This window comes from Photobacterium angustum (assembly GCF_003026365.1).
Classification (GTDB): domain Bacteria; phylum Pseudomonadota; class Gammaproteobacteria; order Enterobacterales; family Vibrionaceae; genus Photobacterium; species Photobacterium angustum.
This window is the reverse complement of the sequence record NZ_PYOM01000005.1, coordinates 180,657-206,158: the sequence shown is the minus strand read 5'-3', so window position 1 is coordinate 206,158 and position 25,502 is coordinate 180,657. Positions and strand designations below refer to the sequence as shown.

General features: G+C 38.0%; 27 protein-coding genes and 1 tRNA gene. 12 read left to right on the top strand and 16 right to left on the bottom strand.

Features of this window, described 5'->3' with window-relative positions; all coding sequences use genetic code 11:
- Nucleotides 1-70 precede the first annotated feature (70 nt).
- From CTN01_RS07205 to bioA, 5 genes are all read right to left on the bottom strand, one after another.
- Nucleotides 71-1,654 carry an L-lactate permease gene (locus CTN01_RS07205; protein WP_045147877.1) on the bottom strand — a complete coding sequence of 528 codons (1,584 nt, stop codon included), beginning with the start codon at nt 1,652-1,654 and terminating at the stop codon, nt 71-73.
- Nucleotides 1,655-2,305: 651 nt separating this feature from the next.
- Nucleotides 2,306-3,007, bottom strand: coding sequence for a ChrR family anti-sigma-E factor (locus CTN01_RS07200; RefSeq protein ID WP_045147875.1), 702 nt, complete (start codon nt 3,005-3,007; stop codon nt 2,306-2,308).
- A complete protein-coding gene (locus CTN01_RS07195) occupies nt 2,997-3,569 on the bottom strand; it encodes a sigma-70 family RNA polymerase sigma factor (RefSeq protein ID WP_045147874.1) in 573 nt (190 codons plus the stop codon). Before CTN01_RS07195 ends, CTN01_RS07200 begins: the two co-directional genes overlap by 11 nt.
- Before the next feature lie 124 nt (nt 3,570-3,693).
- Complete coding sequence (locus tag CTN01_RS07190; protein ID WP_045147873.1) at nt 3,694-4,263, bottom strand: LON peptidase substrate-binding domain-containing protein; 570 nt, start codon at nt 4,261-4,263, stop codon at nt 3,694-3,696.
- 158 nt (nt 4,264-4,421) lie between these two features.
- Nucleotides 4,422-5,705, bottom strand: coding sequence for an adenosylmethionine--8-amino-7-oxononanoate transaminase (gene bioA, locus CTN01_RS07185; RefSeq protein WP_045147872.1), 1,284 nt, complete (start codon nt 5,703-5,705; stop codon nt 4,422-4,424).
- A 215-nt stretch (nt 5,706-5,920) separates the two neighbouring features.
- On the opposite strand from bioA, the gene bioB reads away from it, so the two are divergent.
- The 4 genes from bioB to bioD are packed head-to-tail and all read left to right on the top strand — an operon-like array spanning nt 5,921 to nt 9,634.
- Nucleotides 5,921-6,973 carry a biotin synthase BioB gene (bioB, locus tag CTN01_RS07180; RefSeq protein ID WP_045147870.1) on the top strand — a complete coding sequence of 351 codons (1,053 nt, stop codon included), beginning with the start codon at nt 5,921-5,923 and terminating at the stop codon, nt 6,971-6,973.
- Entirely contained in the window at nt 6,960-8,144 is a 1,185-nt protein-coding gene (bioF, locus tag CTN01_RS07175) for an 8-amino-7-oxononanoate synthase (RefSeq protein ID WP_045147869.1), read from the top strand. The genes bioB and bioF overlap by 14 nt, the downstream gene beginning before the upstream one ends.
- Complete coding sequence (gene bioC / locus CTN01_RS07170) at nt 8,137-8,961, top strand: malonyl-ACP O-methyltransferase BioC (RefSeq protein ID WP_080896162.1); 825 nt, start codon at nt 8,137-8,139, stop codon at nt 8,959-8,961. The genes bioF and bioC overlap by 8 nt, the downstream gene beginning before the upstream one ends.
- Nucleotides 8,954-9,634: a dethiobiotin synthase gene (bioD, locus tag CTN01_RS07165; RefSeq protein WP_045147866.1), complete on the top strand. Its 681-nt coding sequence runs from the start codon at nt 8,954-8,956 to the stop codon at nt 9,632-9,634. The genes bioC and bioD overlap by 8 nt, the downstream gene beginning before the upstream one ends.
- 86 nt (nt 9,635-9,720) lie before the next feature.
- Here the strand turns inward: bioD and CTN01_RS22740 are convergent, their stop codons facing one another.
- Nucleotides 9,721-9,882, bottom strand: a complete 162-nt coding sequence (locus CTN01_RS22740; protein WP_005367277.1) for a hypothetical protein — start codon at nt 9,880-9,882, stop codon at nt 9,721-9,723.
- A 448-nt stretch (nt 9,883-10,330) separates the two neighbouring features.
- Between CTN01_RS22740 and htpX the strand changes: the two genes are divergently transcribed.
- On the top strand, nt 10,331-11,218 hold the full coding sequence (htpX, locus tag CTN01_RS07160) for a protease HtpX (protein WP_045147864.1): 888 nt from the start codon (nt 10,331-10,333) through the stop codon (nt 11,216-11,218).
- A gap of 75 nt (nt 11,219-11,293) precedes the next feature.
- On the opposite strand, the gene CTN01_RS07155 is transcribed toward htpX, so the two are convergent.
- From CTN01_RS07155 to CTN01_RS07145, 3 genes are all read right to left on the bottom strand, one after another.
- Entirely contained in the window at nt 11,294-12,511 is a 1,218-nt protein-coding gene (locus CTN01_RS07155) for an MFS transporter (RefSeq protein WP_045147863.1), read from the bottom strand.
- A gap of 48 nt (nt 12,512-12,559) precedes the next feature.
- The gene (locus CTN01_RS07150) at nt 12,560-12,745 is read right to left on the bottom strand and encodes a hypothetical protein (RefSeq protein ID WP_005367283.1); all 186 of its coding nucleotides are present in this window, start codon (nt 12,743-12,745) and stop codon (nt 12,560-12,562) included.
- A gap of 178 nt (nt 12,746-12,923) precedes the next feature.
- A complete protein-coding gene (locus CTN01_RS07145; RefSeq protein WP_005367285.1) occupies nt 12,924-13,277 on the bottom strand; it encodes a DUF6404 family protein in 354 nt (117 codons plus the stop codon).
- Nucleotides 13,278-13,624: 347 nt separating this feature from the next.
- Here CTN01_RS07145 and CTN01_RS07140 point away from each other — a divergent pair, with 347 nt between their 5' ends.
- The 5 genes from CTN01_RS07140 (at nt 13,625) to CTN01_RS07120 (ending at nt 16,923) form a co-directional block, all read left to right on the top strand.
- Nucleotides 13,625-14,008, top strand: coding sequence for a hypothetical protein (locus tag CTN01_RS07140; RefSeq protein WP_045147861.1), 384 nt, complete (start codon nt 13,625-13,627; stop codon nt 14,006-14,008).
- 451 nt (nt 14,009-14,459) lie between these two features.
- The gene (locus CTN01_RS07135) at nt 14,460-14,855 is read left to right on the top strand and encodes a hypothetical protein (RefSeq protein WP_005367289.1); all 396 of its coding nucleotides are present in this window, start codon (nt 14,460-14,462) and stop codon (nt 14,853-14,855) included.
- Nucleotides 14,856-14,876: 21 nt separating this feature from the next.
- Nucleotides 14,877-15,668, top strand: a complete 792-nt coding sequence (locus CTN01_RS07130) for an ATP adenylyltransferase family protein (protein WP_045185871.1) — start codon at nt 14,877-14,879, stop codon at nt 15,666-15,668.
- An 86-nt stretch (nt 15,669-15,754) separates the two neighbouring features.
- A tRNA-Ser gene (locus CTN01_RS07125) sits at nt 15,755-15,845 on the top strand.
- Nucleotides 15,846-16,476: 631 nt separating this feature from the next.
- Nucleotides 16,477-16,923, top strand: a complete 447-nt coding sequence (locus tag CTN01_RS07120) for a GyrI-like domain-containing protein (RefSeq protein WP_045147860.1) — start codon at nt 16,477-16,479, stop codon at nt 16,921-16,923.
- Between the two features lie 260 nt (nt 16,924-17,183).
- On the opposite strand, the gene CTN01_RS07115 is transcribed toward CTN01_RS07120, so the two are convergent.
- Nucleotides 17,184-17,837, bottom strand: coding sequence for a nitroreductase family protein (locus tag CTN01_RS07115; RefSeq protein WP_045147859.1), 654 nt, complete (start codon nt 17,835-17,837; stop codon nt 17,184-17,186).
- A gap of 146 nt (nt 17,838-17,983) precedes the next feature.
- The gene (locus CTN01_RS07110; protein WP_045147858.1) at nt 17,984-18,364 is read right to left on the bottom strand and encodes a hypothetical protein; all 381 of its coding nucleotides are present in this window, start codon (nt 18,362-18,364) and stop codon (nt 17,984-17,986) included.
- A gap of 213 nt (nt 18,365-18,577) precedes the next feature.
- Here CTN01_RS07110 and CTN01_RS07105 point away from each other — a divergent pair, with 213 nt between their 5' ends.
- Nucleotides 18,578-18,859, top strand: a complete 282-nt coding sequence (locus CTN01_RS07105) for a hypothetical protein (protein WP_045082953.1) — start codon at nt 18,578-18,580, stop codon at nt 18,857-18,859.
- Between the two features lie 43 nt (nt 18,860-18,902).
- Here the strand turns inward: CTN01_RS07105 and CTN01_RS07100 are convergent, their stop codons facing one another.
- The 4 genes from CTN01_RS07100 to CTN01_RS07085 all read right to left on the bottom strand — a co-directional run bounded on the left by CTN01_RS07100 (nt 18,903) and on the right by CTN01_RS07085 (nt 24,212).
- Nucleotides 18,903-19,415 carry a hypothetical protein gene (locus CTN01_RS07100; RefSeq protein WP_045082952.1) on the bottom strand — a complete coding sequence of 171 codons (513 nt, stop codon included), beginning with the start codon at nt 19,413-19,415 and terminating at the stop codon, nt 18,903-18,905.
- Nucleotides 19,412-20,527, bottom strand: coding sequence for a cytochrome-c peroxidase (locus CTN01_RS07095; protein ID WP_052666564.1), 1,116 nt, complete (start codon nt 20,525-20,527; stop codon nt 19,412-19,414). Before CTN01_RS07095 ends, CTN01_RS07100 begins: the two co-directional genes overlap by 4 nt.
- A gap of 169 nt (nt 20,528-20,696) precedes the next feature.
- Nucleotides 20,697-22,166 (bottom strand): C69 family dipeptidase, encoded by a 1,470-nt coding sequence (locus CTN01_RS07090; protein WP_045082951.1) that lies wholly within the window; start codon nt 22,164-22,166, stop codon nt 20,697-20,699.
- 243 nt (nt 22,167-22,409) lie between these two features.
- Nucleotides 22,410-24,212, bottom strand: a complete 1,803-nt coding sequence (locus CTN01_RS07085) for a hypothetical protein (protein ID WP_045147856.1) — start codon at nt 24,210-24,212, stop codon at nt 22,410-22,412.
- A gap of 213 nt (nt 24,213-24,425) precedes the next feature.
- Between CTN01_RS07085 and CTN01_RS07080 the strand changes: the two genes are divergently transcribed.
- On the top strand, nt 24,426-24,908 hold the full coding sequence (locus tag CTN01_RS07080; protein WP_052666561.1) for a mechanosensitive ion channel family protein: 483 nt from the start codon (nt 24,426-24,428) through the stop codon (nt 24,906-24,908).
- 92 nt (nt 24,909-25,000) lie between these two features.
- Here the strand turns inward: CTN01_RS07080 and CTN01_RS07075 are convergent, their stop codons facing one another.
- Nucleotides 25,001-25,336, bottom strand: a complete 336-nt coding sequence (locus tag CTN01_RS07075; protein ID WP_005367315.1) for a hypothetical protein — start codon at nt 25,334-25,336, stop codon at nt 25,001-25,003.
- Between the last annotated feature and the right edge of the window lie 166 nt (nt 25,337-25,502).

Sequence of the window (25,502 nt, the reverse complement as noted above, 5' to 3'; positions counted from 1 at the left end):
GATTGTTCATATTCGAGATTGGCTTACCCGAAAGTAAGCCAATCATTTATCTAATGTTATGTAGGGACAATTAGATAAAAATGCTGACACATGCTGCAATCACACCGTACAAAATCATAGGGATCACTGTACGCTTAATGATGTAGCCTTCTTTATTTGCAATACCAAGAATGGTTGATACCGCAATAATATTGTTAATACACACCATATTACCCATCGCACCACCAACAGATTGCATGGCTAATATAGTGGTTTCAGTTAACCCAACATTGTGGGCAATACTTTGCTGAATTGCGCCAAAGGTTAGGTTTGAAACGGTTGCGGAGCCTGAGAAAAAAGCACCAAGCGCACCTAAATAGGCAGCGCAGTATTGCCAGTTTTTACCCATTAGATCAGCAAAGGCATTACCCGTAGTCATAATTGGTGAGTGCTCTCCACCAATCATCATAAACTTGACCATAATTAACGCGCCTACTAGGGCGATAAACGGTGTTTTAATACGTAATGCGGTATCACTAAATACTTGTTTTGTTTGCTGCTTATTCATCTTTAGGAAAGGAATTGAAATAAGCACTACAACAAAAAACGGAATTAATGCAGGAACATAGAGTGTTTTATATGCCCAAGATGTATCTGTACCTAAAATATTACTAAGCTGAATGATTAACGCTTGGCTAAGGTGTAAATCAGCAAAACCTAAATTTAGATGTAGCATCGGCGTCGCGTCATTTAATAGGCCTTTGAGACCAAGTTGTTTAATACGGGTTACAATTAAAATGACAATCAGTAATAGTGTTGGCGCCATTGCTTTAAAAACAGTACCAAATGGTAATTTTGCTAATTTTTTATCGTTTTCAGCATTTGTCTGTCTTTCTAAACCAATATTGTAACGGGCAAAAATAATCGACAACGTTAAGCCAATTGCGCCACCGATCAATGCTGGGAACTCGTAGTTCCACTGGGCTAGGCATACATAAGGTATAGTGCATGACCAAATGCTTAGTTGGATAAACACAAAGTTGCGTTTTATTTGCTGCCAGTTAACAACAAATTTAAGCGTAATTACTGGAATCACCACGGCTGCCGCTGTGTGCATAATTGCTGATAGGCGACCGACATCAAGCAATTCTGCATCGGGTAGTCCTAAGTTACCTAAACCAAACCATGTAGGTGTACCCACTGCACCAAAAGAGACTGGAACAGAATTCATAACCAGTGCTAGCATGGCTACACGTAATGGATTAAAACCAAGACCGACTAATATCGGCGCAGCAATCGCAGCAGGCGTACCAAACCCCGATGCACCTTCAATCATAAAAGCGAACGCCCAGCCAATGATCATTAACTGGCCTACCTGATTCTTACTGATGCCTTCTAACCATTGACGAATCACATCTTCAGCACCAGATACATTCAATGTACGGTTTAATAAAATAGCGCCAGCAATAATAGATATTGGCGTTATCGCGGATAATGCACCAGAAATGACGTTTGCGGCTAAAAGTTGGCTGTCTGTACCAAAATAGACAAGTTGTAAAAAACCAACAATGAGTGCTGTCACTGGTAATGCGATATGTGATGGCAACGCATTCTTTTTTGTCATCATCCAAATTAAAAGCAAAATAGGGATAACCGATATTGCAAGATTTAACATATTTCCCACCTAGATTATTTCGTTGTCCCACGAAATTGTTTTGTTGTTATTTTTAATTATTTACTGAGTGACACGTAAAAACTGAACGCATAACCGCAGTGGGAAGAGTATTTTAGGTTGGAAATAGATGATGACTATCTATTTTTTAATCCAAAAGGTGATGAATAATAAAAGAAATGTGATGTTAGTTGATAATTATGCATTAATACTTATTTTTGTTTTTATTAATAATCAATTGGTTATGTTGTTTTTTTTTGGGTGTGCTTAATAATTGATTAGGTGAGTATTGGAAACAAATATTTTGCGATTCCAACCTAATAAAGATGCCAGTTTTTTGAATAATAGATAACTTTAGTAAAAAATAAAATAAGACTTATTTTCAAATAAAATCATATTTGAAGTAATTAAACTACAAATACGATTTTATGTTTAAATAAGAATTAAAATATAAAACGATGTTGTTTTGTTTATATTATAAATAAGGTTGTTTTTATGTTTTATTTTATAAATGAATGGTAGGGTGAAATATAGATTATCGAAATAAAGTAAAAAATTGTAAATACATTAAATCAATAAATGAATGGGGGTGTAGAGCCTCTCAACTGTTTTCCTAGCCATCAGGCATTTTAGTTAAGAGGCTCTAAATAAGTATTAGTAGATGACTTTACCTATGCTGTTAAATAACTGACTCACACCTTGGGTAAAATGAAGTGGAGCATTTGACACGGTGTAGCAAAGGCATCCTTCGGAGGTTTTTGGGCTGTGTCCTGAATGTGACTCATCAAGTAAGATAAAATCACCAGCGACATAGTGCCCGTTTTCATCTTCAAAATCTCCAGCAAGTAACAGCGTAAGTTCGTAGCCTTTATGAGTATGAGTTGGGATAGTACCGCCTTTGCCTATATGTAATAAGCTAGATCTTACTTCAGCTTCTTCAAAGGGTAATCTAGCACGACTAATTTTCCCTAAATTGCGCCAGTTTAACTGATGAAATTTAGTGAATGCTCTCGGTAAGGTATATGTCATTCCTTTACATTCAATAGAAAGAGGCTCTGACTCATGGTATGACGTATTGCCATCACTACTCTCTGTAATATCACTCAGCATGGCAGAAAAACATGCGTCAACGTTTATGTCTTGCTCTAAATCACGTTGTGCGACTTTTGACTGTGCCCAAGCAGCATTGGCAATTTGAGGCGTTAATTGTAACTCTAATTGTTGGCAATGAGGGCAAAGTTCAATATGTGCCGCTACAGCCAGTGCCATAGAAAGCGGTAATTTACCTTCTATATGTTGCTCAAGTAATTGTTTACTGGGGTGATGTTTAATAAACGATATGTTATTAGTAGGCATCGTCATTCTCCAAATGCAAACGCAGCTTTTGCAAGCCTAAGCGTAACCTCGATTTTACGGTACCCACTGGGAGTCCTAGCTGGTCAGCAAGTTCTTGATGTGAACGCTGATTGAGATAAATTTCATTCACTACAACTTGTTGATTTTTTGGTAATGTTGCTATTAATGTAACGAGCTCACCATTGAGTTGTTCGTTACTTGGGTCATCAGATGTTGTGACGAGTTTCTGCTCAAAAATAGGCCAAATATCATCACTATAATTATCTTCTTTTGTTGCTTGGCGCTTACGTAAAATATCAAAGCATTGGTTACGCATTATTGTGTAAACCCATGTTGATACTGCACCTTTCTCAGGATGAAAAAGATGTGCTTTACGCCAAACAGTAAGCATTGTTTCTTGAACAAGCTCCATCGCATTAGCTTCTTGCTTAAGGTGTTTCAAACCATAAGAGCGGATTTTGGGCGCAAAATGAGAAAATATAGCGGCAAAAGCCGTTTTGTCACGGTCTGTTGCTACACTAACGAGTAATTGTTTTTGTTGCTCAATACTGATCTCATTCATTGTGGGTGTTCTCAACCTATAATGATGACTAGATTGAGAATTAGGGTATGTAATAATAGACATAATCTCAATGTGTATTGATATAAATAGTGAATGGTTACATAGTGATACGTCATTTATTTAGTTATGGATCATTTTTTTGCAAATTATCATCAATTACAGTGTGTAGAAAAGATAAGGCGGCAGTATGGTCGTTTCGGCTCATGAACCACTGCTTTTGGTTGACTTCTAAGGGTAAAATTTCAAGCCAGCGCTGACATACCCATGTCATGTCTTCAAAATTAGGGGTAGGGTAATAACTTGCATGATCTGGATGTTCTTGGAAAAGTACTTTAAGGCTGTTAGCTATCTCAAGATCGGTATAGTTAATATCAGTACTTTGCCAATTAGGAACGGAAGATATCCTGCCCAAATGAAGGCCATCTTCATCACGCCAATGATCGTCAATAAGAAATAACTCAACGGCTTGAATTGTGATACTCAAGACACCGTCTGGTAAAGAATCAAAATCAGTGATAACTACGCGTGTGCCAAAGTGGCAGATCGTATTATCGATTGACATGCACAAACCGAATCCATATTTGTTTGTTGCTGCAATTTTTACCAGTTTGATATAACGAGGTTCAAAGATCCTTAATTTGCTGACCCCGCCTGGTAATAGATAAATATCTAGTGGAAACAGAGGTATTTGCATAATTTTAGCCCTAGCTGACGTACTCTCTTCGATACAGTACTTAAATTATTATTATTTTTTAGTACTGGCATCATGACGTAAAGTATAAGCAGACATAAATAAGATTTTTGTCTGCTTTTTGATAAATCATGCGATATTTTAGCTAAGATTAATGACCGTTATATTGAACTTATAACTTTTTTAATTGCTGTCGTCAGTAGTGTTAGCTGTGAAGAGCTAATAATGAAAGGCGGCATAATATAGACAAGTTTGCCAAAGGGTCGAACCCATACGCCTTGTTGGACAAACTTCTCTTGAATACTTTTTATTTCAACTGGGTGATGTAGTTCAACCACACCAATAGCACCTAACCAACGGACAGATTTTACATTTTCAAGTTCTGCAATTAACGGAAGTTCCAGCGATAATTGCTGCTCTATATTTTTGACTTGTTGTTGCCATTTATTTTCTGCTAATAAATCTAAACTGGCGTTTGCGACGGCACAAGCAAGGGGATTCCCCATAAATGTTGGTCCATGCATAAAGCATTGCGCTTCACCGCTGCAAACGGTATCGGCGACATGCTTGGTGGTCAGAGTGGCTGACAAGGTCATATATCCACCCGTTAACGCTTTACCCAAGCACATAATATCAGGGTTTATTTCTGCGTGTTCGCAGGCGAATAATTTACCTGTTCGACCAAATCCGACAGCAATCTCATCAGCAATAAGTAAAACATTGTATTTATCACAGAGCTCACGAATACGTTTTAAATACGTTGGATGATAGAAACGCATGCCACCTGCACCCTGAACAATGGGTTCAATAATCACCGCAGCTAGATCTTGATGATGAAGACGCATTTTTTCTTCAAAGTCAGCAATGTCTGTTTCATCCCAATCATCCCCAAATCCACATTCTGGCGATTTGGCAAAAATATGCTCAGGTAAAAAACCTTTATAAATGCTGTGCATGGAATTAGTGGGATCAGTTACAGACATTGCTGCAAAAGTATCACCGTGATAACCATGGCTGACAGTTAAGAATTTTGCACGAGATTCATTTTGTGCGTGCCAATATTGCAATGCCATTTTAAGAGCAACTTCAACGGCAACAGAGCCAGAATCGGCAAGAAACACTTTATCTAAAGGATCTGGGGTGATAGCAATGAGCTTTTTACACAGATCAACGGCTGGCTGGTGGGTGATACCACCAAACATCACATGTGACATTTTATCAAGCTGCGCTTTTGCCGCTTCAGTCAAAACCGGATGGTTATAACCATGAATGGTCGACCACCATGATGACATACCATCGATTAACTGAGTGCCATCTTCAAGAGTGAGATAAACCCCTTGGGCTGACGTAACAGGGTAGCAAGGTAGGGGGGTTACTGTTGATGTATAGGGATGCCAAACGTGTTCTTTATCAAAATCAATATCTATATTGTTCGCTTTTTGCACAGATGTAAACCTCTGTTATTATCCATAGTTGACAGTCTACGCACTGTTAGTAGACTAGCCAAGTAGTAATAGTTCATAGAGTTATCATTTAATAACTTTTTACTTAGTAAAAGTGAAACAAGACGTTAACAACTAGAACTGTGAAACATCAGATAAACAGGAAGGATCGAGCAAGTCCTTGTGAGTCGTAAGATAACTATAATTGAGGTCAGACTGTGGAAGTACGTAATAATTGGACAGTAGAGGAAGTCCAAGCTTTATTCGATAAACCATTTATGGATTTAGTCTTTGAAGCACAGCAAGTACATCGTCAATATCATCAGCCGAATCAAGTACAAGTCAGTACTTTGCTTTCAATTAAAACAGGTGCATGTCCTGAAGATTGTAAGTATTGTCCACAGAGTGCTCATTACCGTACAGATGTAAATAAGGAACGCTTATTGGAAGTTGAGCGTGTCCTAGACGCTGCAACTAAAGCAAAGCAATCAGGCGCAACCCGTTTCTGTATGGGAGCGGCTTGGAAGAACCCGAAAGAGCGTGACATGCCGTATCTACTCGATATGGTTAAAGGCGTAAAAGAAATGGGTTTAGAGACGTGTATGACGCTGGGTATGATCACCAGTGATCAAGCCGATACGCTTGCCGACGCTGGTTTAGATTATTACAACCATAACCTTGATACATCCCCTGAATACTACGGCAATATTATCACCACACGTACTTATCAAGATCGACTTGATACGTTATCTCATGTTCGTGATGCTGGGATGAAAATTTGTTCTGGTGGGATCATTGGAATGGGTGAAAGCTCACGTGATCGTGCTGGATTATTAGTTGAATTAGCGAATCTGCCTGTTCACCCTGAAAGTGTACCGATTAATATGTTGGTGAAAGTGAAAGGGACACCGTTAGAAAGTGTTGATGATGTCGATCCTTTTGACTTTATTCGTATTATTGCGGTTGCTCGTATTATTATGCCGATGTCAGCGGTACGTCTATCAGCCGGTCGTGAAGACATGAATGATCAGATGCAAGCGCTTTGTTTCATGGCGGGTGCTAATTCTGTGTTCTATGGTTGTAAATTACTGACAACACCGAATCCAGGTGAAGATAAAGACATGCAGTTGTTTGCTAAGTTAGGAATTAACAGTGAGCAACAAGCAGCAAAACCTGATGAAGTTCAAGAACATGAATTATTAGGCAAAGTGGCACAACGTGTGGCATCGCGCCCGACTAAAGATGACATCTTTTACGATGCCTCTGTTTAGTCAACGTTTTCGCCATGCGTTAGCTGAGCGAGATAAACAAAGGCTTTATCGTAGCCGTACTTGTTTATCTCGTAAGCAGGGTAATGATTCAGGACATATTACTGCGGATCAACAATCATTTGTTAACTTTTCAAGTAATGATTATTTGGGATTAGCACAGTCACCTGAAATTATCGAAGCATGGCAGCAAGGGTTGAGTCTATATGGTGCTGGCAGTGGCGCATCACCATTAGTGACAGGTTACCACTCTCCCCATGCAAATTTAGAAGCACAATTATCGGAATGGCTCGGTTATGACAGGGCGTTACTTTTCAGTAGCGGCTTTAGCGCAAATCAAGCTTTGCTTTTTACGCTATTACAAAAGCACGATAGTGTTTATCAAGATAAGTTGAATCATGCTTCATTGATGGAAGCGGGAATGTTATCACCAGCAATGATGAAGCGTTTTCCACACAATGATATTGATGCTCTAGATAGATTACTTGATAAACAAATCCTCGAACCTAAGCAAGCACGAATGGTGATTACAGAAGGCGTATTTAGCATGGATGGTGATTGTTCACCGCTTAAAGCATTACGTCGTGTTTGTGATAAACAAAAAAGTTGGTTAGTGGTTGATGATGCACATGGGTGTGGTGTTCTTGGTGATGAAGGAAAAGGGAGTTGTGCTGCGAGCGGAATAAAAGCAGATATTTTACTGATCACTTTCGGCAAAGCGTTTGGGCTTCAAGGCGCTGCAATATTATGTGATAACGATACTGCTGAATATTTAATTCAGTTTGCACGACACTTCATCTATTCAACAGCGATGCCGCCAGCTCAAGCTTATGCATTAAGTAAGGCATGTGAAGTAATACAACAACAACCTTGGCGACGAGAAAAATTAACAGCGTTAAGTGATTTGTTCACCCAGCAACTCGATTCTGCTATACCGTTGCAGCACACCATTACCCCTATAAAACCGATAGTTATTGGTAGTAGTGAACAAACTATCGCGATATCTGGGCAGTTAAAACAGCGTGGATTATGGGTGGGTGCTATTCGTCCTCCGACGGTTCCTCAAAATACAGCTCGTCTTCGCGTCACATTAACAGCAACACATAACGATAAGGATATTCGTCTGCTTGCTGCATCATTAAATGAGGTGATTAATGAGCAATATAATGGATAAATTTAATACGGCGTTTAATACCGAGCCTGCGGTGCCAATAGATAAACAAGCGGTTGCATCGGCTTTTGGTAAAGCGGCGAAAAATTACGATAACGCAGCGGCATTTCAACGTAAAGTTGGGCATTTATTATTAGAGGAATTACCTCATCTTCATGCCGTAGGAAGCCATAAAAAAGCGATCGATATAGGTTGTGGAACAGGCTATTTTAGTGCGGAGCTGGTAAAGCTTGGCTTTAATGTGACAGCTGCAGATCTGTCTTCAGAAATGTTGATGCAAGCAAAACAACGCTGTAATAGCGACTGTGATTATCTATTGGCTGATGCTGAAAATTTGCCATTGGCAGACAATAGCTATGATATTGCTTTTAGTAGCTTGGCGTTACAGTGGTGTGATGATTTAGCTTTACCACTTAAAGAATTAAAACGTATTGTTCGACCGGGCGGTATGATCTTTTTCACAACGCTGGTTGATGGCTCGTTATATGAGTTAAAAGATGCATGGGCACAAGTTGATCAACATCAACATGTTAATGATTTTAAAACAGAAAATGAAATAAAAGTTGCGCTGGCGCAAACAGGAATACAGGTAGATAAATTAGTATTCTCACCCATAGTCATTCATTACCCATCAGCATTGGCGTTAATGAAAGATCTAAAAGGCATTGGCGCTACACATTTGCAACAAAAAAGGAAAAATGTGTTATTAGGTCGTCAAACACTGAGTGCGTTAGAGCATGCCTATGATGCCTATCGTGATGAAAGCCATTTATTACCCGCCACTTATCAAGTTTGTTTTGGAGTTTTAATTAATGACTAATGCTTTTTTCCTTACTGGAACGGATACCGAAGTCGGTAAAACAGTCAGTAGCCGCGCTATTTTACAAGCGGCCAGTCAGCGCAATATTCAAATGGCAGGTTATAAGCCTATCGCTTCTGGCAGTGAAGAAACAGCTGAAGGACTTCGCAATTCAGATGCTTTATTTATACAAGAAGCCTCACCGGTTGAGCTTACTTATCAAGAAGTGAACCCTTATACGTTTAAAGAGCCAGTCTCTCCGCACTTGGCTGCAGAAAGAGAAGGTAAAACAATTGATTTTGATGTGCTTTCACAGAGCTTAGCGCATCTTAAAGCTAAATCTGATGTGGTATTAGTGGAAGGGGCGGGTGGTTGGCGTGTGCCCGTTACACGTACCGATTTCTTATCTACATGGGTTAAACGAGAAAAGTTGCCTGTAATTTTAGTGGTAGGCATTAAATTAGGTTGTTTAAGCCACGCGATGCTAACGGCTGAAGCTATTGAAGCTGACGGTTTAGAACTGGTTGGCTGGGTTGCTAATCGTGTTAATCCTGGGGTTGAAAATTACGCAGAAATGATAAAAATGCTAGAGCTTAATTTACCAGGTGTGAAATTAGGTGAAATTCCCTATATGCCAGGTATTAATAAGCGTGATTTATCATCGTATATTCAATTAGAAAAGCTTGTGTTATAGCGTTTAATCATGTTTTTTTATAAAAAGAATAAGAAAAAGGCACTCATTGAGTGCCTTTTTCTGTATAACTGAGCGGTATTACACAATTAATTATCTTGGTTAAGGCCAATGAGTAATTCTTGTGTTTCTGTTGCTGACGATGTTGCTACCTGATCAATACCCAGCTCTTTATGAGCTTCTTCTAAAGACATGCCAAGGTGACAACGTAAAATATCGACGGCAACTTGGTAATTCTCTTTACTAGCCATGAATCCTCCCTGGTTCAAAGTTTTGTATAATATAAACACAATCACAATAGTCGAGAATGTTTTCTGAGGCAATAAGACTAAAGTCTAATAAGTAACATATTGCACATCCATTGAGCGTAACCTGTTGATAAAATTAAGTACTTGCTCATAAAAAATATGAAATTAATTTTATATTAATGGGAGAGTTGAGGATAAAAGAAGGTCATAGATTGACTATATTAAATAAATAAAGCAAAACCTTTGTCTGTGTTCGCTATTGATAAATTGCCTCTTTGAACATATATAAAGAATTAGTAACAATTAAACTCTTTAAATCATACGTATATTCATTGAATATAGTGTTAAGTTACAGACTTTGTTTAGTATAGAGTCAGTATTAAGAGATAGCATCGATTCTACTGATAACGGTAGGAATTGAAATAATTTCTAAGTGGAGAATATTAGAAATATGAAGCGTATTGCATTGTTTTTATTAACAAACTTAGCAGTAATGCTGGTGTTCAGTGTTGTATTGAACATTGTTTATGCTGTAACAGGGATGCAACCCGGTAGCCTTTCTGGTTTGCTAGTTATGGCTGCACTATTTGGTTTTGGTGGTTCATTGGTTTCTTTGATGATGTCAAAGTCAATGGCCCTTCGTTCTGTTGGTGGTGTGGTTATCGAAAGCCCACGTAACGAAACAGAACACTGGTTGATAGAAACAGTATCTCGCCAAGCACAACAGGCGGGTATTGGTATGCCAACAGTCGCGATTTATGATTCACCAGATATTAACGCATTCGCAACAGGTGCGAAGCGTGATGATTCACTTGTAGCCGTTTCTACAGGTTTATTACACAGTATGACACGTGATGAAGCTGAAGCTGTGCTTGCTCACGAAGTGAGTCACGTGGCTAATGGTGACATGGTAACAATGACGTTAATGCAAGGTGTTGTGAATACCTTTGTTATTTTCGTTTCACGTTTAGTTGCTGGCGCAATCAGTGGTGTGAACAATAGCGATGAAGAAGGTGAAAGTGGCGGTAGCTACATGACATACTTTATCGTATCAACCATCATGGAAATTCTATTTGGTTTCTTAGCAAGTATTCTAACAATGTGGTACAGCCGTCATCGTGAATTCTATGCTGATGCTGGTTCTGCAAAGCTTGTTGGTCGTGAGAAAATGATTGCAGCGCTTGAACGTCTAAAAGTGAGCCACGAGCCACAATTAGAAGGTTCAATGATGGCGTTTGGTATTAATGGTAAGAAGTCATTATCTGAATTATTCATGACTCACCCGCCACTAGAAAAACGTATTGAAGCACTTCGTCAAGGCGAGTACTTAAACAAGTAATCGACGAAGATACTTTCAATTAGAAAGAGTTGAATAAAGCCCTATTAATGAAAATTAGTAGGGCTTTTTGTGTGTTTAACTTGCGTGGTGAGCAAGTAAACGAGGAAGAGGCTTATCGTTAATAGGTAAGTGCACTAGCGCAGCAATAAATGCCATAACAACGGTTAGCCACCAGATAGGTGTGTATGAATGGTAATAGTCGTAAATACGCCCACCGACCCAAGCACCTAAAAAACTCCCCACTTGGTGAGTAAAGAAAACCAGACCGTACAAAGTAGATAAGTATCTCGCACCGAATATTTGTCGAACTAAACCAGAAGTTAATGGCACAGTCCCTAACCAGCAAAACCCTATAGCCCCACCAAAAATAACCGCTGTGTTTTCAGTTACAGGCAGTGTAACGAACGCTGCAATAACAACTGTTCTTACAAGGTAGAGTGATGTCATTACATAGCGTTTGTCGAATCGGTCCCCCATAATTCCCCAGAAATAAGATCCGAAGATATTAAAGATACCGACATAGGCCAGCGCCATAGCGGCTGTTTGTGCAGGTAAACCTTTATCTGCTAAATAGCTTGGTAAGTGCGTCGCGATAAACATAACGTGAAAACCGCAGACAAAGAAACCTAAGTGAATTAACCAATAGCTTTTATTTTGAAATGCTTCCTTTAAGGCTTCTGCTAATGTTTGGCTATCGTCAACCTCAGGTGTATTGCTAGAGCTATCTTCATTAGCGGTTTTCATAAAGGCAGCAAAAGCGATCATCATGCAGCAAAGCAGGGCGAATATTTGCATTGCTGTTTGCCAATCAAATTGATTAAGTAACGCTTGAGCACCTGGGATCACGGCAAACATACCAAATGATCCTGCTGATGTGGTTAAACCAAAGGCCTTTGCTGTGTGCTCTGCGGGAACAACACGAGCAATAGACCCTAAAATAATCACGTAGCTTGTTGCACTTAAGCCTAAGCCAATTAATGCACCGATACTCAAATACAGCATGCTTGGCTCGGTTGCGATAGAGGTAAGATATAAACCTAACCCATACGCAATAGCACCACCGATGATGATTTTCTTTGAGCCAAAACGATCAGATGCCATGCCGATAAAAGGTTGGAAAAAGCCAAATAATAGGTTTTGTAAGGCGATAGCAAAACTGAAAAACTCACGTCCTGTGCCAAAAGTGTCAGATATGGGCATCATAAAAATACCGAAAGACTGCCTGATCCCTAGGCTAAAAATTAAAATGCCAATACCTAACCAAACTAGGAGAGGAAAGCGAAAAATACTCATTAAGGGTACTCGTATAAGTGAATCGTATTAATAGGGAAGTGTTGATAACTAATGCATGTGATGGTGAGGCATAGGTTGCTCATCATCCATCATGTTTTGTTGGTGGCAGCCGCCATTTGTCGCATGTTTAGCCAGGGCATCTAATAATGGTTGGCAATGATGAACAGCAACCAAAGTGATAACAAGGAGCGCAAGCATGCGAATAAGTTGTGCAGGTGTTGATTGTGAAAACATGATTGTCTCTAAATTTTAGTGTGCAGCGTGCGTTAAAATGCGAGCGGCGGATAATATAGAGATAAATTTTCTAAACAAATGAATAAAATGCATTTAAGCCATGCGTTTTATGCATAGCTTAATAGGGAGGGGAATAAACCAGAAATAAAGGAAGTCGTGTTTGGGTCTACAATTAATACTATTTTAACTGGTGCCAAGGGCTCAAATTAAAACGTTTAGCACTGTAGTAATAATAAGTAGCCATTGAAATTCCTGCAGTTAGACCTGCAAATAAAGAGGTAAAAATAGCCGAAATGAGAGCAATAGGCGTGTCACTAATTATTTCTGCAAGAATGAAAATGATCGCAAAAATAAGGCTATACCATGCAGAAAAAATGGAAAAGTTGGTTTTGAAATGACCATAATGAGGGAGAGGCGCTTGTAAACCTGACCAGTGCAATAATTGAAAACTTATAGGATGACTATTCGATGCCTGAATACCATAACGAGTTAATTCTTGATGCGCTAAGGCTAATTGCTGTTCGAAATGCATTATTTTATCCCTAAACATAGTATATATGAAAAAGACAGCGTTATTAATTGAGATTATTTTGTAGTAAAAAATGAGTTTAAACAATCAAATTAAAATGAAAATCTAACAATTTAAACAAGAATTTTTTATGGTTATAATTTGTATTTTTTATCGATAAATATCTTTATTGTTTTACATTAATTATTGTTGTAAGGTTGCCGTCTGATATATAAAACATCATTTAATTAATGTTTCTCACTGAATCATTATTTTTTATTGAGTAGCTATAAGTGTATAATTTACTGTATATATTTTTAATTATCTCTTTTCCTTCATTTTCATTAAGTATGAATGGCGCTTCAGAGAAAATGCAGTTGTTAAAAGTTAAGCAAGAATATGAGAACCAAATTCATCAATGTCAATTACTTGAAAATAGAAAATTAAAACCTATTAATGATCCATGGTTAAGCAGTCTACCTTTAGAAAGAAAAAAGATAATACTTAATGAATTGAATAATGCGGCTCTTCAACGGTGTGTTATAAAAAAAGAAAAAGATTTTACATATAAGTTATTGGATTATACAGCCAAAACAGGAGATAAATTATTTCTTAATAGTTGGCTTATATTTCAATCTGCTTTATACGGTGAAAGAGATAATTTAGTATTAACAGAAAAAGAACAAAATAATATTAACAGGCTTTCTGAAATGCCAAAATATTATTATCCATTCAATATGAAATCTGTAAGTTAATTTTTAGTAAGAAGTAAATGGGGAGAAGAAACTCCCCATTTAAATTAAATGTTAATAAATGGAGATAGTATAACAACACCAAGTACAGCCATAAGTAAGCTGATCCCTGTGGGTATAATCCATTTATTTTTTGTGTCTTTATTATTTTCCATTTCGATTGAACCTCCTAATCCTTTTAAGAGCAATGCTTATCTTACATCCTGTTAAGCATTCAATTTGTGACTTTTAAGAATAGCTATTAAAAATATAAAGTATGTAATTAAGTTGTTAACTTGTGATCTTGAGTCAGTTAAATTAGTAGAGAGGTTATATTTATAAAATATATGATCTCGATAACGTTATTATTTATAGAATAAAAGCTCAAACCGCAACACAAAATTCCATTTTTATAGCTATTAATTTATTTATATTAGGAATATTTTGTCGTGTACCTCTTTTATGGAGTTTCACAATGACTAACTTTAAATATTACAGCGAAGATTTACCTTGCTTTATCTGTCATAAACGAATGGCGAAAACTGAACTTGGATGGTTTACACCAAGTATGAAAGATGATGTTCTCGAACAGATAAAAAACGTACTATCTCAATCAGATACAGACTACGAAGAGTATTTTTCAGTCAGTATCATATGTTCAGAAGATGAAGCTCGTGATTATTTGTTACTTAACTATTATGGTTATTCTGAACATGAAATTAACCATGGCCAAGTTAATTCAGAAGATTCAACCGAAGTTAATGATCTCACTTCAGAGCATATGACATCAGAAGGTGTTGCAATGTTTAAACACGAGATTGCTTTACAAAGTTGCGAAGAATGTACTCCCGAGATTGATGAAGACTACTAAATAAGTGGTAAAGGAAAGAATATGCTGTGGGATATCGGTTATGAAAAGTCAAACAAGGGATTAGCGTCTGGTGAGTTACTACCGTTAATAACAAACGATCTTATCATTGAGCAAAATGGGATAGGGTTCATTGTTAATATAGAAACAGAGAATATGAAAGTTAAACACTCTCCATCTGTAGCAACTCATGATCCGTTTGTATCACCTTATAATCCCTCAGCATATATCAACACGATTGGAGAACAACACGTTTGTTTATTAAATAAATTTCCTATTGTTGTTCCGCATCTACTTATCTGTGCGAAAAATTATATTCCTCAAACTTCGCCATTAGTTTTAAAGGATTTTGATGCTTGGGTACAAGGAATAACGGATGATAGCGTTTTAGGTTTTTTTAATTCAGGTGCGATAGCAGGTTCTAGCCAAATGCATCGGCATATGCAGCTAATTAGAACATCACTGCCTTTAGAGAAGACAATTCTTGAGGGTCTATTACCCTTTAAACATGACTTAATAAAATTCGAATATTTGAATACAGCAGAACTTTACCAGCATTACTTGTCGGTTATGGAATCAATGCAATTGTATATGACATCGAGTATCAATGGTTTAACAGAATGTCACCCGTATAATATATTATTAACACAACGCTGGATGTTGCTTATTCCTCGTACAAAGAATCAAGTTGGCGAAATAAAAGGGCATGGGGTGAATTTTATTGGTCGCTTCTTAGTGAGTTCAACTGAACAATTGGAATGGCTAGAAAAATACGGTTTTGAACGTTTTTTAACAGATTGCGGTGTTCCGAAATAATAATCCGTTAAATTCGATTAAAGACTGTCCAGATAACACTTACTACTATTTACACTCGGTATTCACTTCGCTACTATTCGCGCCATGGAGAGATGGCTGAGTGGTTGAAAGCACCGGTCTTGAAAACCGGCATACGTTTATAGCGTATCTAGGGTTCAAATCCCTATCTCTCCGCCATATTTAAAACAAAAAAGCCGCTGATTAATCAGCGGCTTTTTCGTATCTAGCGTATTGAAGCTGCCCATACAAATGGGGTGATACAAAGGGGTCAGGACAAACTACTTTCCTGTATTTATTACATACCTCTATATCTAGAGTAATGCCTGTAATAAGTGTTATCTTTACTTTTCCTAAGACACACTAGTTTTAATTGTGGTAACTGCATAACCGCTTATGTCTAAAATTCATTACTGCCATTTCTAATAAATAAGTATCCCAAGCGAGCTTGTAAGGTCGCAGTACGCTGACTTTGGAAATAAAAAAGGCATGCTAACGTTGGTGTTGGACAAACCCAAGCCACCTTATATAAATATTGGAAATAGCATGAAGGGTGAAGACAAAAAGCAGTCGAGCGTTATCCTTGGTGTGAATCAATAATATTAATGCCCTTGTTGATAATAAAATCCTCTTTAATTATGAAGCGAGAAAGCTATTATCCTTATTATTGAACGTCGGTTATTTGGGTCGAAATATTCCCGTTAATTGCATGACATGTTGGCAGCAGGGGCAAAAGGGTTGGGCTTTTATACGTACCGTTTTATTCGGTGAGGACGCCCGTTATGCTAACGCTATATAAATGGAGTGAAAAATGGAAGTTGTTGAAGTAAAAGGTTTTGAAATCCAAGGTTTAGTTCTAAGAACCCGCAATGAAATTGAGATGAATCCTGAAACGGCGAATATCCCAAAGCATGTTGAATACGTTGACTCGAACTTAGTCATCAATTATCAATCGGGAGCAAGGGCTTATAGTGTCTACTACAACTACGAGTCAGATGTTGATGGCTACTTTGATGTTTTGATGGGGTCGAACGAAATATCCTCTTCAAATGTTGCGCTGTCATCGGTATCTGTTCTTCCTGGCTCTTACCTTAAGTTTGAATCTGAAGGTGAGTTTCCTGCTGCTGTTATCACTGCGTGGCAGTCAGTTTGGTCGTACTTTACTTCTTCTAATTGTGCGCATGAAAGGGCTTATACAACAGATTTTGAGCACTACGAAAGTGCTAGTAAAGTTAGCGTCTACATTGCGCTGAAATAATTTATATAACAAATAACTAAAGCGTGATTCGCACGCGTTGCATTTTTACTATGCGTAACGTTTGGTGGTTACAATTGTTTTATATTGTATCGAGAGTTCAAGACCTATCTCTCCACCAAGTTTTAAAAGAAAAGCCACTGATTAATCAGCGGCTTTTTTATAGTTAATAGATTATCAACCATCGACTGGTTTAAATAATGCTATTAGTGTGTAGGTTTACTATTTTAGGTTCACCTATCACTTTACCATTCCACTCGCTGTTAGATTTTATGAACAACGGTTTCTAATGGCATACGAGATTTAGGTAAGCGTGCGTTAAAATCAGACTCATCATGGTAGCCAATCGCGAGTGCGACAGGGCATGAGAAGCCATCTAACTCTTGGCTGAATTCTTTCTCAACACGCTTTACGTCAATACCTTCAAGTGGTGTTGAATCTATTTTTAATCGTGCAAGAACATGCAGAATATTACCGAAAGCAAGATACAGTTGTGCTTTTGTCCAATTAGCATTGTAGCCACTCGGTTCGGTGTATAAATCCGCAAAACTAAACTTGCTCACAGCATCGTCTTTTTTCTCTGGTTTAATTCGGCCATCAAGAATATTTTTATCGATCACGGCTTCAAAATCTTCAATCGAATAATGAGGGTTGTGAGTAAATAAAATGATATGGCTAGCGTTAGTTGCGTGAGGTTTATTGGCTAAAAACTTAGTCTCAAAGGTATTGCTAAATCGTTGTTTAGCATCATCTGATTCTAAAATAATAAAGCGCCATGGCTGCGAGTTGATTGATGATGCCGATAAGCGTAGTGCTTCTGAAATAATGGCAATATTTTCTGCTGAGATGGTTTTATTAGGATCGTAACTCTTGGTGGTATAACGCCAATTTAAGTCATCTAAAATAGGGCTGTTCATCTTACTTTTGCTCTTATTATTAATTGTCGTATTAATAAAATGGGGTTAGTCAGCGTAATTTCAAGTCTTAAGGCGGCATGGTTGAGGCGAGAGGAGGGAGTATGACTATGGCGCACATAGCGTACACCATAGTAAATAGCATGGAATTATGCGTCAGGGCAGCAAGCAGTACAGCCTTGTAGCGCAATGTCATGTTCAAGCTCAATCATGCCATCAGCATTTTTGTTTGCTTTGATTTCTTTTTCAATTTCAACAAGGTCGTCTGGATCTACGCCTGTTGTTTGCATTTCTTCTTCTGAATAAGCAAATGCATTTAACAATAGGTAATACTTAGCTTCATCAACAGAACAAGTGATAGTGGTAACAAGATCATCAGGGTAATCATTGCTATCTGTAATGATGGTATTAACTTGCGCAAGAACCGCTTCATGCATAGCAGGGGTTAGCCAACCTAAGCTTGCTTCTGCTTTTTGTTGACGGCAATCGAAACAAGGTAAAAGGGCGGTATAAAGATTAAAATTGCTCATGGTGAATCCTAAAAATAGCTCTAGCGATGAAGGTTACATTGGCAACGATCATAAACGTATTTGAACCATGCGTATATTAGGAAATTAACCTATTAACGTCTAATCAATAATGAGGCTTTGAATCAGTATCATGTTTATACTAAAACATAAGTAAGAGATGATGTGATATTGTATGTCAAATCATTGAGATAAAGTTGAAATAAAGGATTTTTGATGAAAAAGCAGGTGTTATTTTCACTGATTGCATTCGGGCTAGTGGGTTGCGCTGGAACGCCATCAAATAGCTATACATTAAAAAATGCAACGGGTGTATCGTCATGGGAGCTATGTAAAAATATTGGCTATCATGAGTTTTTTAATCGCACAGAGAAAGCGGCAGAGCTTAAGCAATATGTGACTGAGCGTGGTGATATTGCACCAGAGTCTTGTGCGGCGGCGGCACAAAAAGGCAAAGAATTTGCTGAGCAAGAATACCACCGCAACACAGGTTTATAAGTTTGAAACAATAAGCCTAAGCAAAGATTGCTCAGGCTTGTTTCTACTGAGCTGTTGTGGTGATTTGTACTTTCACCAACTGGTTTGGCTTACCTGTCAGTTTCAGAGTATAGCTTCCCCATTCGTGGGTGTTTAAGTGGGTAAGGTATTGTGATTGCTCGGCACATTGCAAGTTAACAATATCAGCGCCTTGAATATCAGCCCCCGCCATCGATACGTGGGTTTTTGGTGTAACACCTACGATAAACTTCTCATTCCATTCTTTGATCGCCAGTTGAATATAAGCTTCACCTTGGGAATTTAGCTGGGTGGATAAGCCTAATTCTTTATTTAAAATGAATTCTTGCTGGCTGGCCTCTTCAAGTGTTGAAGCTGTAGCAATGGCCTTTGTTGGCAAGTTACATAGTGGCTGATAACTTTTGGCAAAATAATCATTGCGCCCTTTGTGTTCAGGGTTAATGTCGGTGTTCGCGCTTACGGCCATTGATTGGCTTAGCAAGGTGCTTATTGTTATTAGCTGAATCGTCTTTTTCATGGTCTTGTTTATGGTGTTCATGACTTCACTTTAAAAGGTGGAAGACAGTTCGGGCTGTCTTTTTTATTTTTTAATGGGACTAACTGGCAAAAAGGATCTTGGTGTTGCTGTGCTGGTAGTCGAGTTATGGTTAAGCTATTGAGAAAGGCAACGAGCGCTTTTTTCTCTTTATTCGATAAACTAAAACCTGAGATCTTATTGTCTTTATTGAGATGATAACGACCATCTCCTGTATTTTTTCCTATCGTAAGTATTCGTCCACCGGCGGCATAATGTTCAATATACTGCTCAAGCGATTGTACGCTGCCATCATGTCCCCAAGGTGCTGTTTCGCTCACATTGATCAATGAAGGTATACGGTATTTTCCGTCGTCACTTTCTTTATGGCTAAAACTGGCTTTGCCACGTTCATTTTCAGGGTATAAGTATTTACCATCTTTATTTTTTATACCGTACAACCCTGTGCTGACATAAAGTGGATCGGTGTTGTTTTTAGGGGTATTTAATAGCTCGCCACCATGGCACTGGGAGCATTTAAGGCGATCACTATTGAACAGTGCTAATCCTAGTTGTTGCTCTTTATTCAGTGCATCAGTATCACCTGATAAATAACGGTGATAGGGCGTATCAACACTTTGAATTGTTTCTACATACTTCGCTAATGCGTCAATGACTTTCTGTGTTGTGAAATCTGCTGATTGATAACTGGCTTCAAATAGTGGGGTATAGATATCAGACGCTTGTTGTAAACGTTGTATTAATAACGGCTCTGTCATCCCCATTTCTGTTGGGGTTGTGCCAAATAAAGGCAACAAAATAGCTTGTTCTAATGTCTGTAATCCTTCGCGACTTTGCATGAATTGGCCATAGTGGGCAACATTAAGTAATGCTGGTGTGTTTAGCGTTGTTGGATTGCCATGGATATCTGGCACTTTGCTGAATCGATTTGTCCAACCAAGATCGACAGCATGGCAAAGGGCACAGCTGCGATTGCCGAGCTTTGATAAGCGAACATCATTAAATAAATAGCGACCTAAGGTGATCTGAGCTTGTTGCTCACTTGTTTTTGCCAATGCAGAACAAGGGATAAAGACAAGAACAATAAGGCTAAGAAAGGTGAGTAGTGTTCGCATTGTAGAGAGTGCTCATAACAGAATGAGCAAATGATATAAGATGCGGAAAAAGAATAGGTATAAATATTGTTTCAAAGTGCGACATTGAAAAGATAAAACGAGAAATAACCCTTAATTTTATAACCTTGGGTTATCTCTCGATTATTACTAGTGATTATGTTTTATCAACTTATGCGCCTTCAAAGTGATACAGCATATCGGTGTTATGGGTCATTTTTGTTAATAAGGTATTGGTTAATTCATTGGTTAATGCCAATGCGTTATCAACTGTTTTTTGTTCAAATTGATTGATTAATGCTTGTGCTTGTTTAGGTTGCTTTTTGTATAGCGCAAGGTACTGCTTTTCAAGCTCTTGTTGCTTAACGGCCGTTTGCTGTTCAAATTGTTGATAGGCTTTTTGAACAATTGGCGAGAACTCATTCCAGTTGGTCATGGCAATGGTTTGTAACTTACGGAATTGCCAGTTAGCAGATAGGTTGTCTGCTTTATCTGTGCCAATAGTTAATGCTTTAGGCACTTCTGTCATACCTTGATAATAAGGAATATAAACGCTAAGTGCTGTCATCCCATACGCCATGTATTCGGTTTCACCGATAGCAATAGGCAGATTAGGACGAACTTGCAATATGTGTGATTCTTGAGTTCTAAATACAGATATTGGTCGGTATGCTTCTTTAGGGTTGCTATTCGCGTATGGGTCGTGTGACGTACCTTGATAGTGGTTTCGTAGCCCTTGTTCAACATCTGCAACAGATAATTTATGGCTTGGTTTTAAAAATACCGGGAAACTTTCACCTTGCGTTATCTTGGTATTTAAGCCTTTTGTATACATGTGTTGTAACGTCCAAACGCGTGGATAATTGTACGTTTGATCATTCTTGGTATCTTGCGAGTAAGCTTTGTGGAAGTTGAAAGCCTCTCCTGTAACAGGAGTGTATAAAGCATGTTGTTCGGCAAAGCTAACTAGTGTTGGAGAAGCTAAATAATCGGGGTTATGCGGTTTATAGGTAGTTAATCGACCTTGGTTCGCTGAAACGAAATATTTATCGGCTGGGATCTTTTGTGCCATCCATTGGTGACCACTGCCTGTTTCTAAATACCAAATACCGGTTTTATCGACGAAGGCAACGCCAAAGCCTTCAGATGCGCCTTGTTTCTCAATGATCTTGCCTAACAGTTCAACGCCTTCTTTGGCTGTTTTTACTCGCGGCAAAATGACATTTTCAATCGCATCTTCACCGATACCAGTCTTGGTTACATATGGATCAACCGCGAGTGCTTGAGCACCGTTATAAATGGTTTCGGTTGAAGACATACCTACACCAGCAGAGTTAAACCCAGCTTCACCCATACTAGTACCATGGGTGTCAAAATCTGACAATGAAGTGTATTCCAGTGCATTTTCTGCAGCTGGGTAAGTAAAGTCATTGGCGTTAGATTTGAAATCAGCTTTTTGTTTAGCTTCAGCGGGATGGTAAATAAACTGTTTAGCATTATTGGCTTGATAGTCTTCATTACGTGCGACAATAAAAGATCCATCAGTTGTTGCTTGGTTACCTACTAAAATCGTAGTGCAGGCAAAAGCTGGTACAGTAATAGCTGAAGAAATAAGTGCGGAAAGTAATGTTATCTTTTTCATTAATTATCGTTAAGTTATATGTATTGAGCGAATATTCTTGCAGTTGAATGAAATATAAAACGTGATATTCGTCATATAAATTTTTTAGCTTGATGCACACTAATATTGCATGGATTGCGGGAGTAAAAATGCGTAATTATTTTTTATAGCGTGACTATGATTTAATTAAACATGACGAATAAAAATAAAAAGGAGAAAATAACTAAATACTTTCTCCTTTTTATATGAATTGAACAAAGAAAATTACTGTGGGAATTTTTCTTCGTATTCACGATGAATATAACCACCTATTTCTTCATCATAATGAATAATCGACATATTGCTTGCGCGAGTTTGCTGGTTAATTTCATGAATTTGAGAAGTGTTCATCAAATCACGTTGGCTTGTTATGGCCGCTATCGATTCTCTGTCTTTTAAGAAACTGACTAAATCACCTCGGATACTCTCTAGCTCACGATCATTTTTGTGCATTTCTAAAATAAATCGAGGGTGCTCAAGGTTATTTGTCCCAGATGAAGCAAATGAGCTACTAATAATACGGCTAACAATAATCCAGGGTGTAAGACTTGAACGGACTAAAATATTCTCAGAACGAGTCGAGTCGTGAATACTATTACCTGTTGAGATTTTTGATTCAGTAAACGTACCCTCTACTTTTAAATAGATAATATTGCTTTCAAATAGCATTTCAGCAAAAAACAAATGGCTAGCATTAGATAAAATGCTACCTAGTGCTTTTAAAATACAAGAAACAAAGAAAAGTTGTGTCACCTTAGTTGCAGTGTGACTACCTGTAACAATGCCTGTTATTGAGAGTGCGGCAAACAAAACGGTAATAGCGGCTCCAATAAGAAGAAGGTTGCCAGTTATTAAGCTAAATATTCGAGTGTTATCTAATGCTTGATCGACTTCAATCGCTTTATACTTTGGTTGTACTTCTTGGAGTGTTTCTCCTGCAAAACTGCCTTTGGCTTGTACTTGTTCTTCTAATGTTGGCTTGAGCTCTTTATAAATGCGGTTAGGCACCTCTTTATAACGGCGATTTGCCATAACAAGATTATCAAGGTTAATGAATACTTCGTTTGGGTGGACGGACTCTTGCCAGTTCTCACGTAGTTCGGAAACTTCCACGTTTGGGTTGGATAGCGATAAACGCTTATTAAGCATGAGTGCCACAATAATGGTGACAATCGCTGCACCTATGATAATCGCACAGATAAACATCGTATTATGTAGGTTGGTGAAGTAGCTAATAAAATGGCTGACACGAGTTTTCCCAACAACAAGCATCGCCAGTTTCAGTGCTAACCCTATTGCTATGGGTAATACAACAGCAGCAATCAGAGTACGAATAAATTCAATGTTAGATAAACGAGGTACACGTGTTTGCGACATACGGTTAAGTCGTAAACTGGTTAAAATCCACATGCATAATAACCCCAATGTCAGTACCACGGAATAAACAGGAAATACTTGTTTACCAAGTGAGCCAATAAAGCCAGTTAGGGAAATAAAAGCGACAAAGCCATAACACAATAAAGCGACAATCGTATTAGTCCAAGCGGCACATAAACGTTGAGCTAAATTGCGGATAGGGTAGGGCATGTAGATTAGGCTAGGGAAAATACTGTGCAATGCATGTGCAATAAACCCAGTTGGTTCGGCAAAATTCGTATTTTTACGACCAATGAGCATATCGGTAATTGTCCCTTCAGAGTAGGCGACATAAGCATTTTCTTGGTAAGCGTGCTCTGATGTGTTGCTATGATTATGTGCTAAAGATGTTGGATGATTACGGCCAACAAAATACTTAAGTGTTGCTGAAATACCACGGTAGGCAGTTGTTAACCCGCTGATAAGTAAAGCTAAGGCAAATAGGATCATTATCCAACCCGCTACCGTACTATGAGTTACCGTTTTTGCTGCTGAAAATAACCCATAAGCACCAAGGCAAATAACAATAATGCCACGCGCCGCTGTTATTTTTCCTTCAGTTTTAAAAGGGTTTTTAAGCCCTAAATCAATTGACCCATAGTCAAATGCCATCAACAAACTCCCTGATCAGATCATAAATACAACCTGATACATCATTCAAAATTCTGCTTGATAATATGGATATGGCTTGTGTGAATGTCAGCGTTCGTTGAATTTCTAGAGAATTCATTGTCAATAATGATACTTATTGGCATGATTTAATATTATTAAATATAAAATCAGTAAGTTATATTTAAGTTTGTTCAAGGAAAGGAAGTACAAGTTATGGATAATAACGTTGTTCAGGCAATCGGCGTCTTTTTGTTTTGTATTGTCATCAGTATTGTCATTGATAAAACGTTGAAACAACTCTCACAGCGTTTTGATTCTGAGGCATCAGGTTCATTTCGTTTAATGTCTAATTCACAGAGAACAATTTTAATAATCGTAGGTGCGGTTCTGGCGTTCTCAAAATTAGGTTTTGATGTTACAGGTTTAGTCACAGGATTAGGGTTAACGGGATTTGCGCTAGGCTTTGCTTTGAAAGATGCGATTTCTAATCTCGTTGCTGGGGTGATGATTGTTTTGTATAAGCCGATTAAATTAGGTGATCATATTGAAGTAGCGGACTCTAAAGGGCAAGTCGTAGATTTGAACTTACGTTACATTTCAATTAAAGATCAAGACGCGACTCACTTGATCCCAAATTCACTTTTCCTCAGTGACAAAATCACCATTAATGAATGCCCTAACAACGAGTACGATTGATAAGATCTAACGGTTAAAGATGTTAAAATCCTTGCTGAAGCTAAATTATCAGCAAGGAGATTTTTGTATGTACGATATTTATCAATATGGACTCAGCTATTAAGCATAATCACGATCGCGATAATTGAAATGAGAGCAATGACATTGAGTACGCTATATAAGATGGTTTTAGGCATACTAAAAGTCAGGTGGTTAAAGTCATATTTCGTCCCAATAGAGGTGACAGCAAGAGGGAGCATAACCAGTAAGCCGAACAGCCAACGAATATTGTTAGTAATTAAATAACCAACCTGAACTTCTGCAATAATAAAACCAATTACGGCTAAAACTAATGTCGTGATAGATACGGCGAACGTACGATTGTATGAGTCCATTAATTCCGCGAATGCTTTATATTCTTCATCAGTAAAATTAGGTTGATTAGCCATATTGTCGCTACACCTGTAGGTAATTTCTTTAAAAAGTTGTGGTGATTATAACGGATAATGACACCAAGATAAAAAGAGCAATTGCCCGTATTTATAGCTAGCCACGGAGTCATGGCGAAATATATTATTAATTTTATTAGAAAATTTAGAACGTTTTAGAAAACAT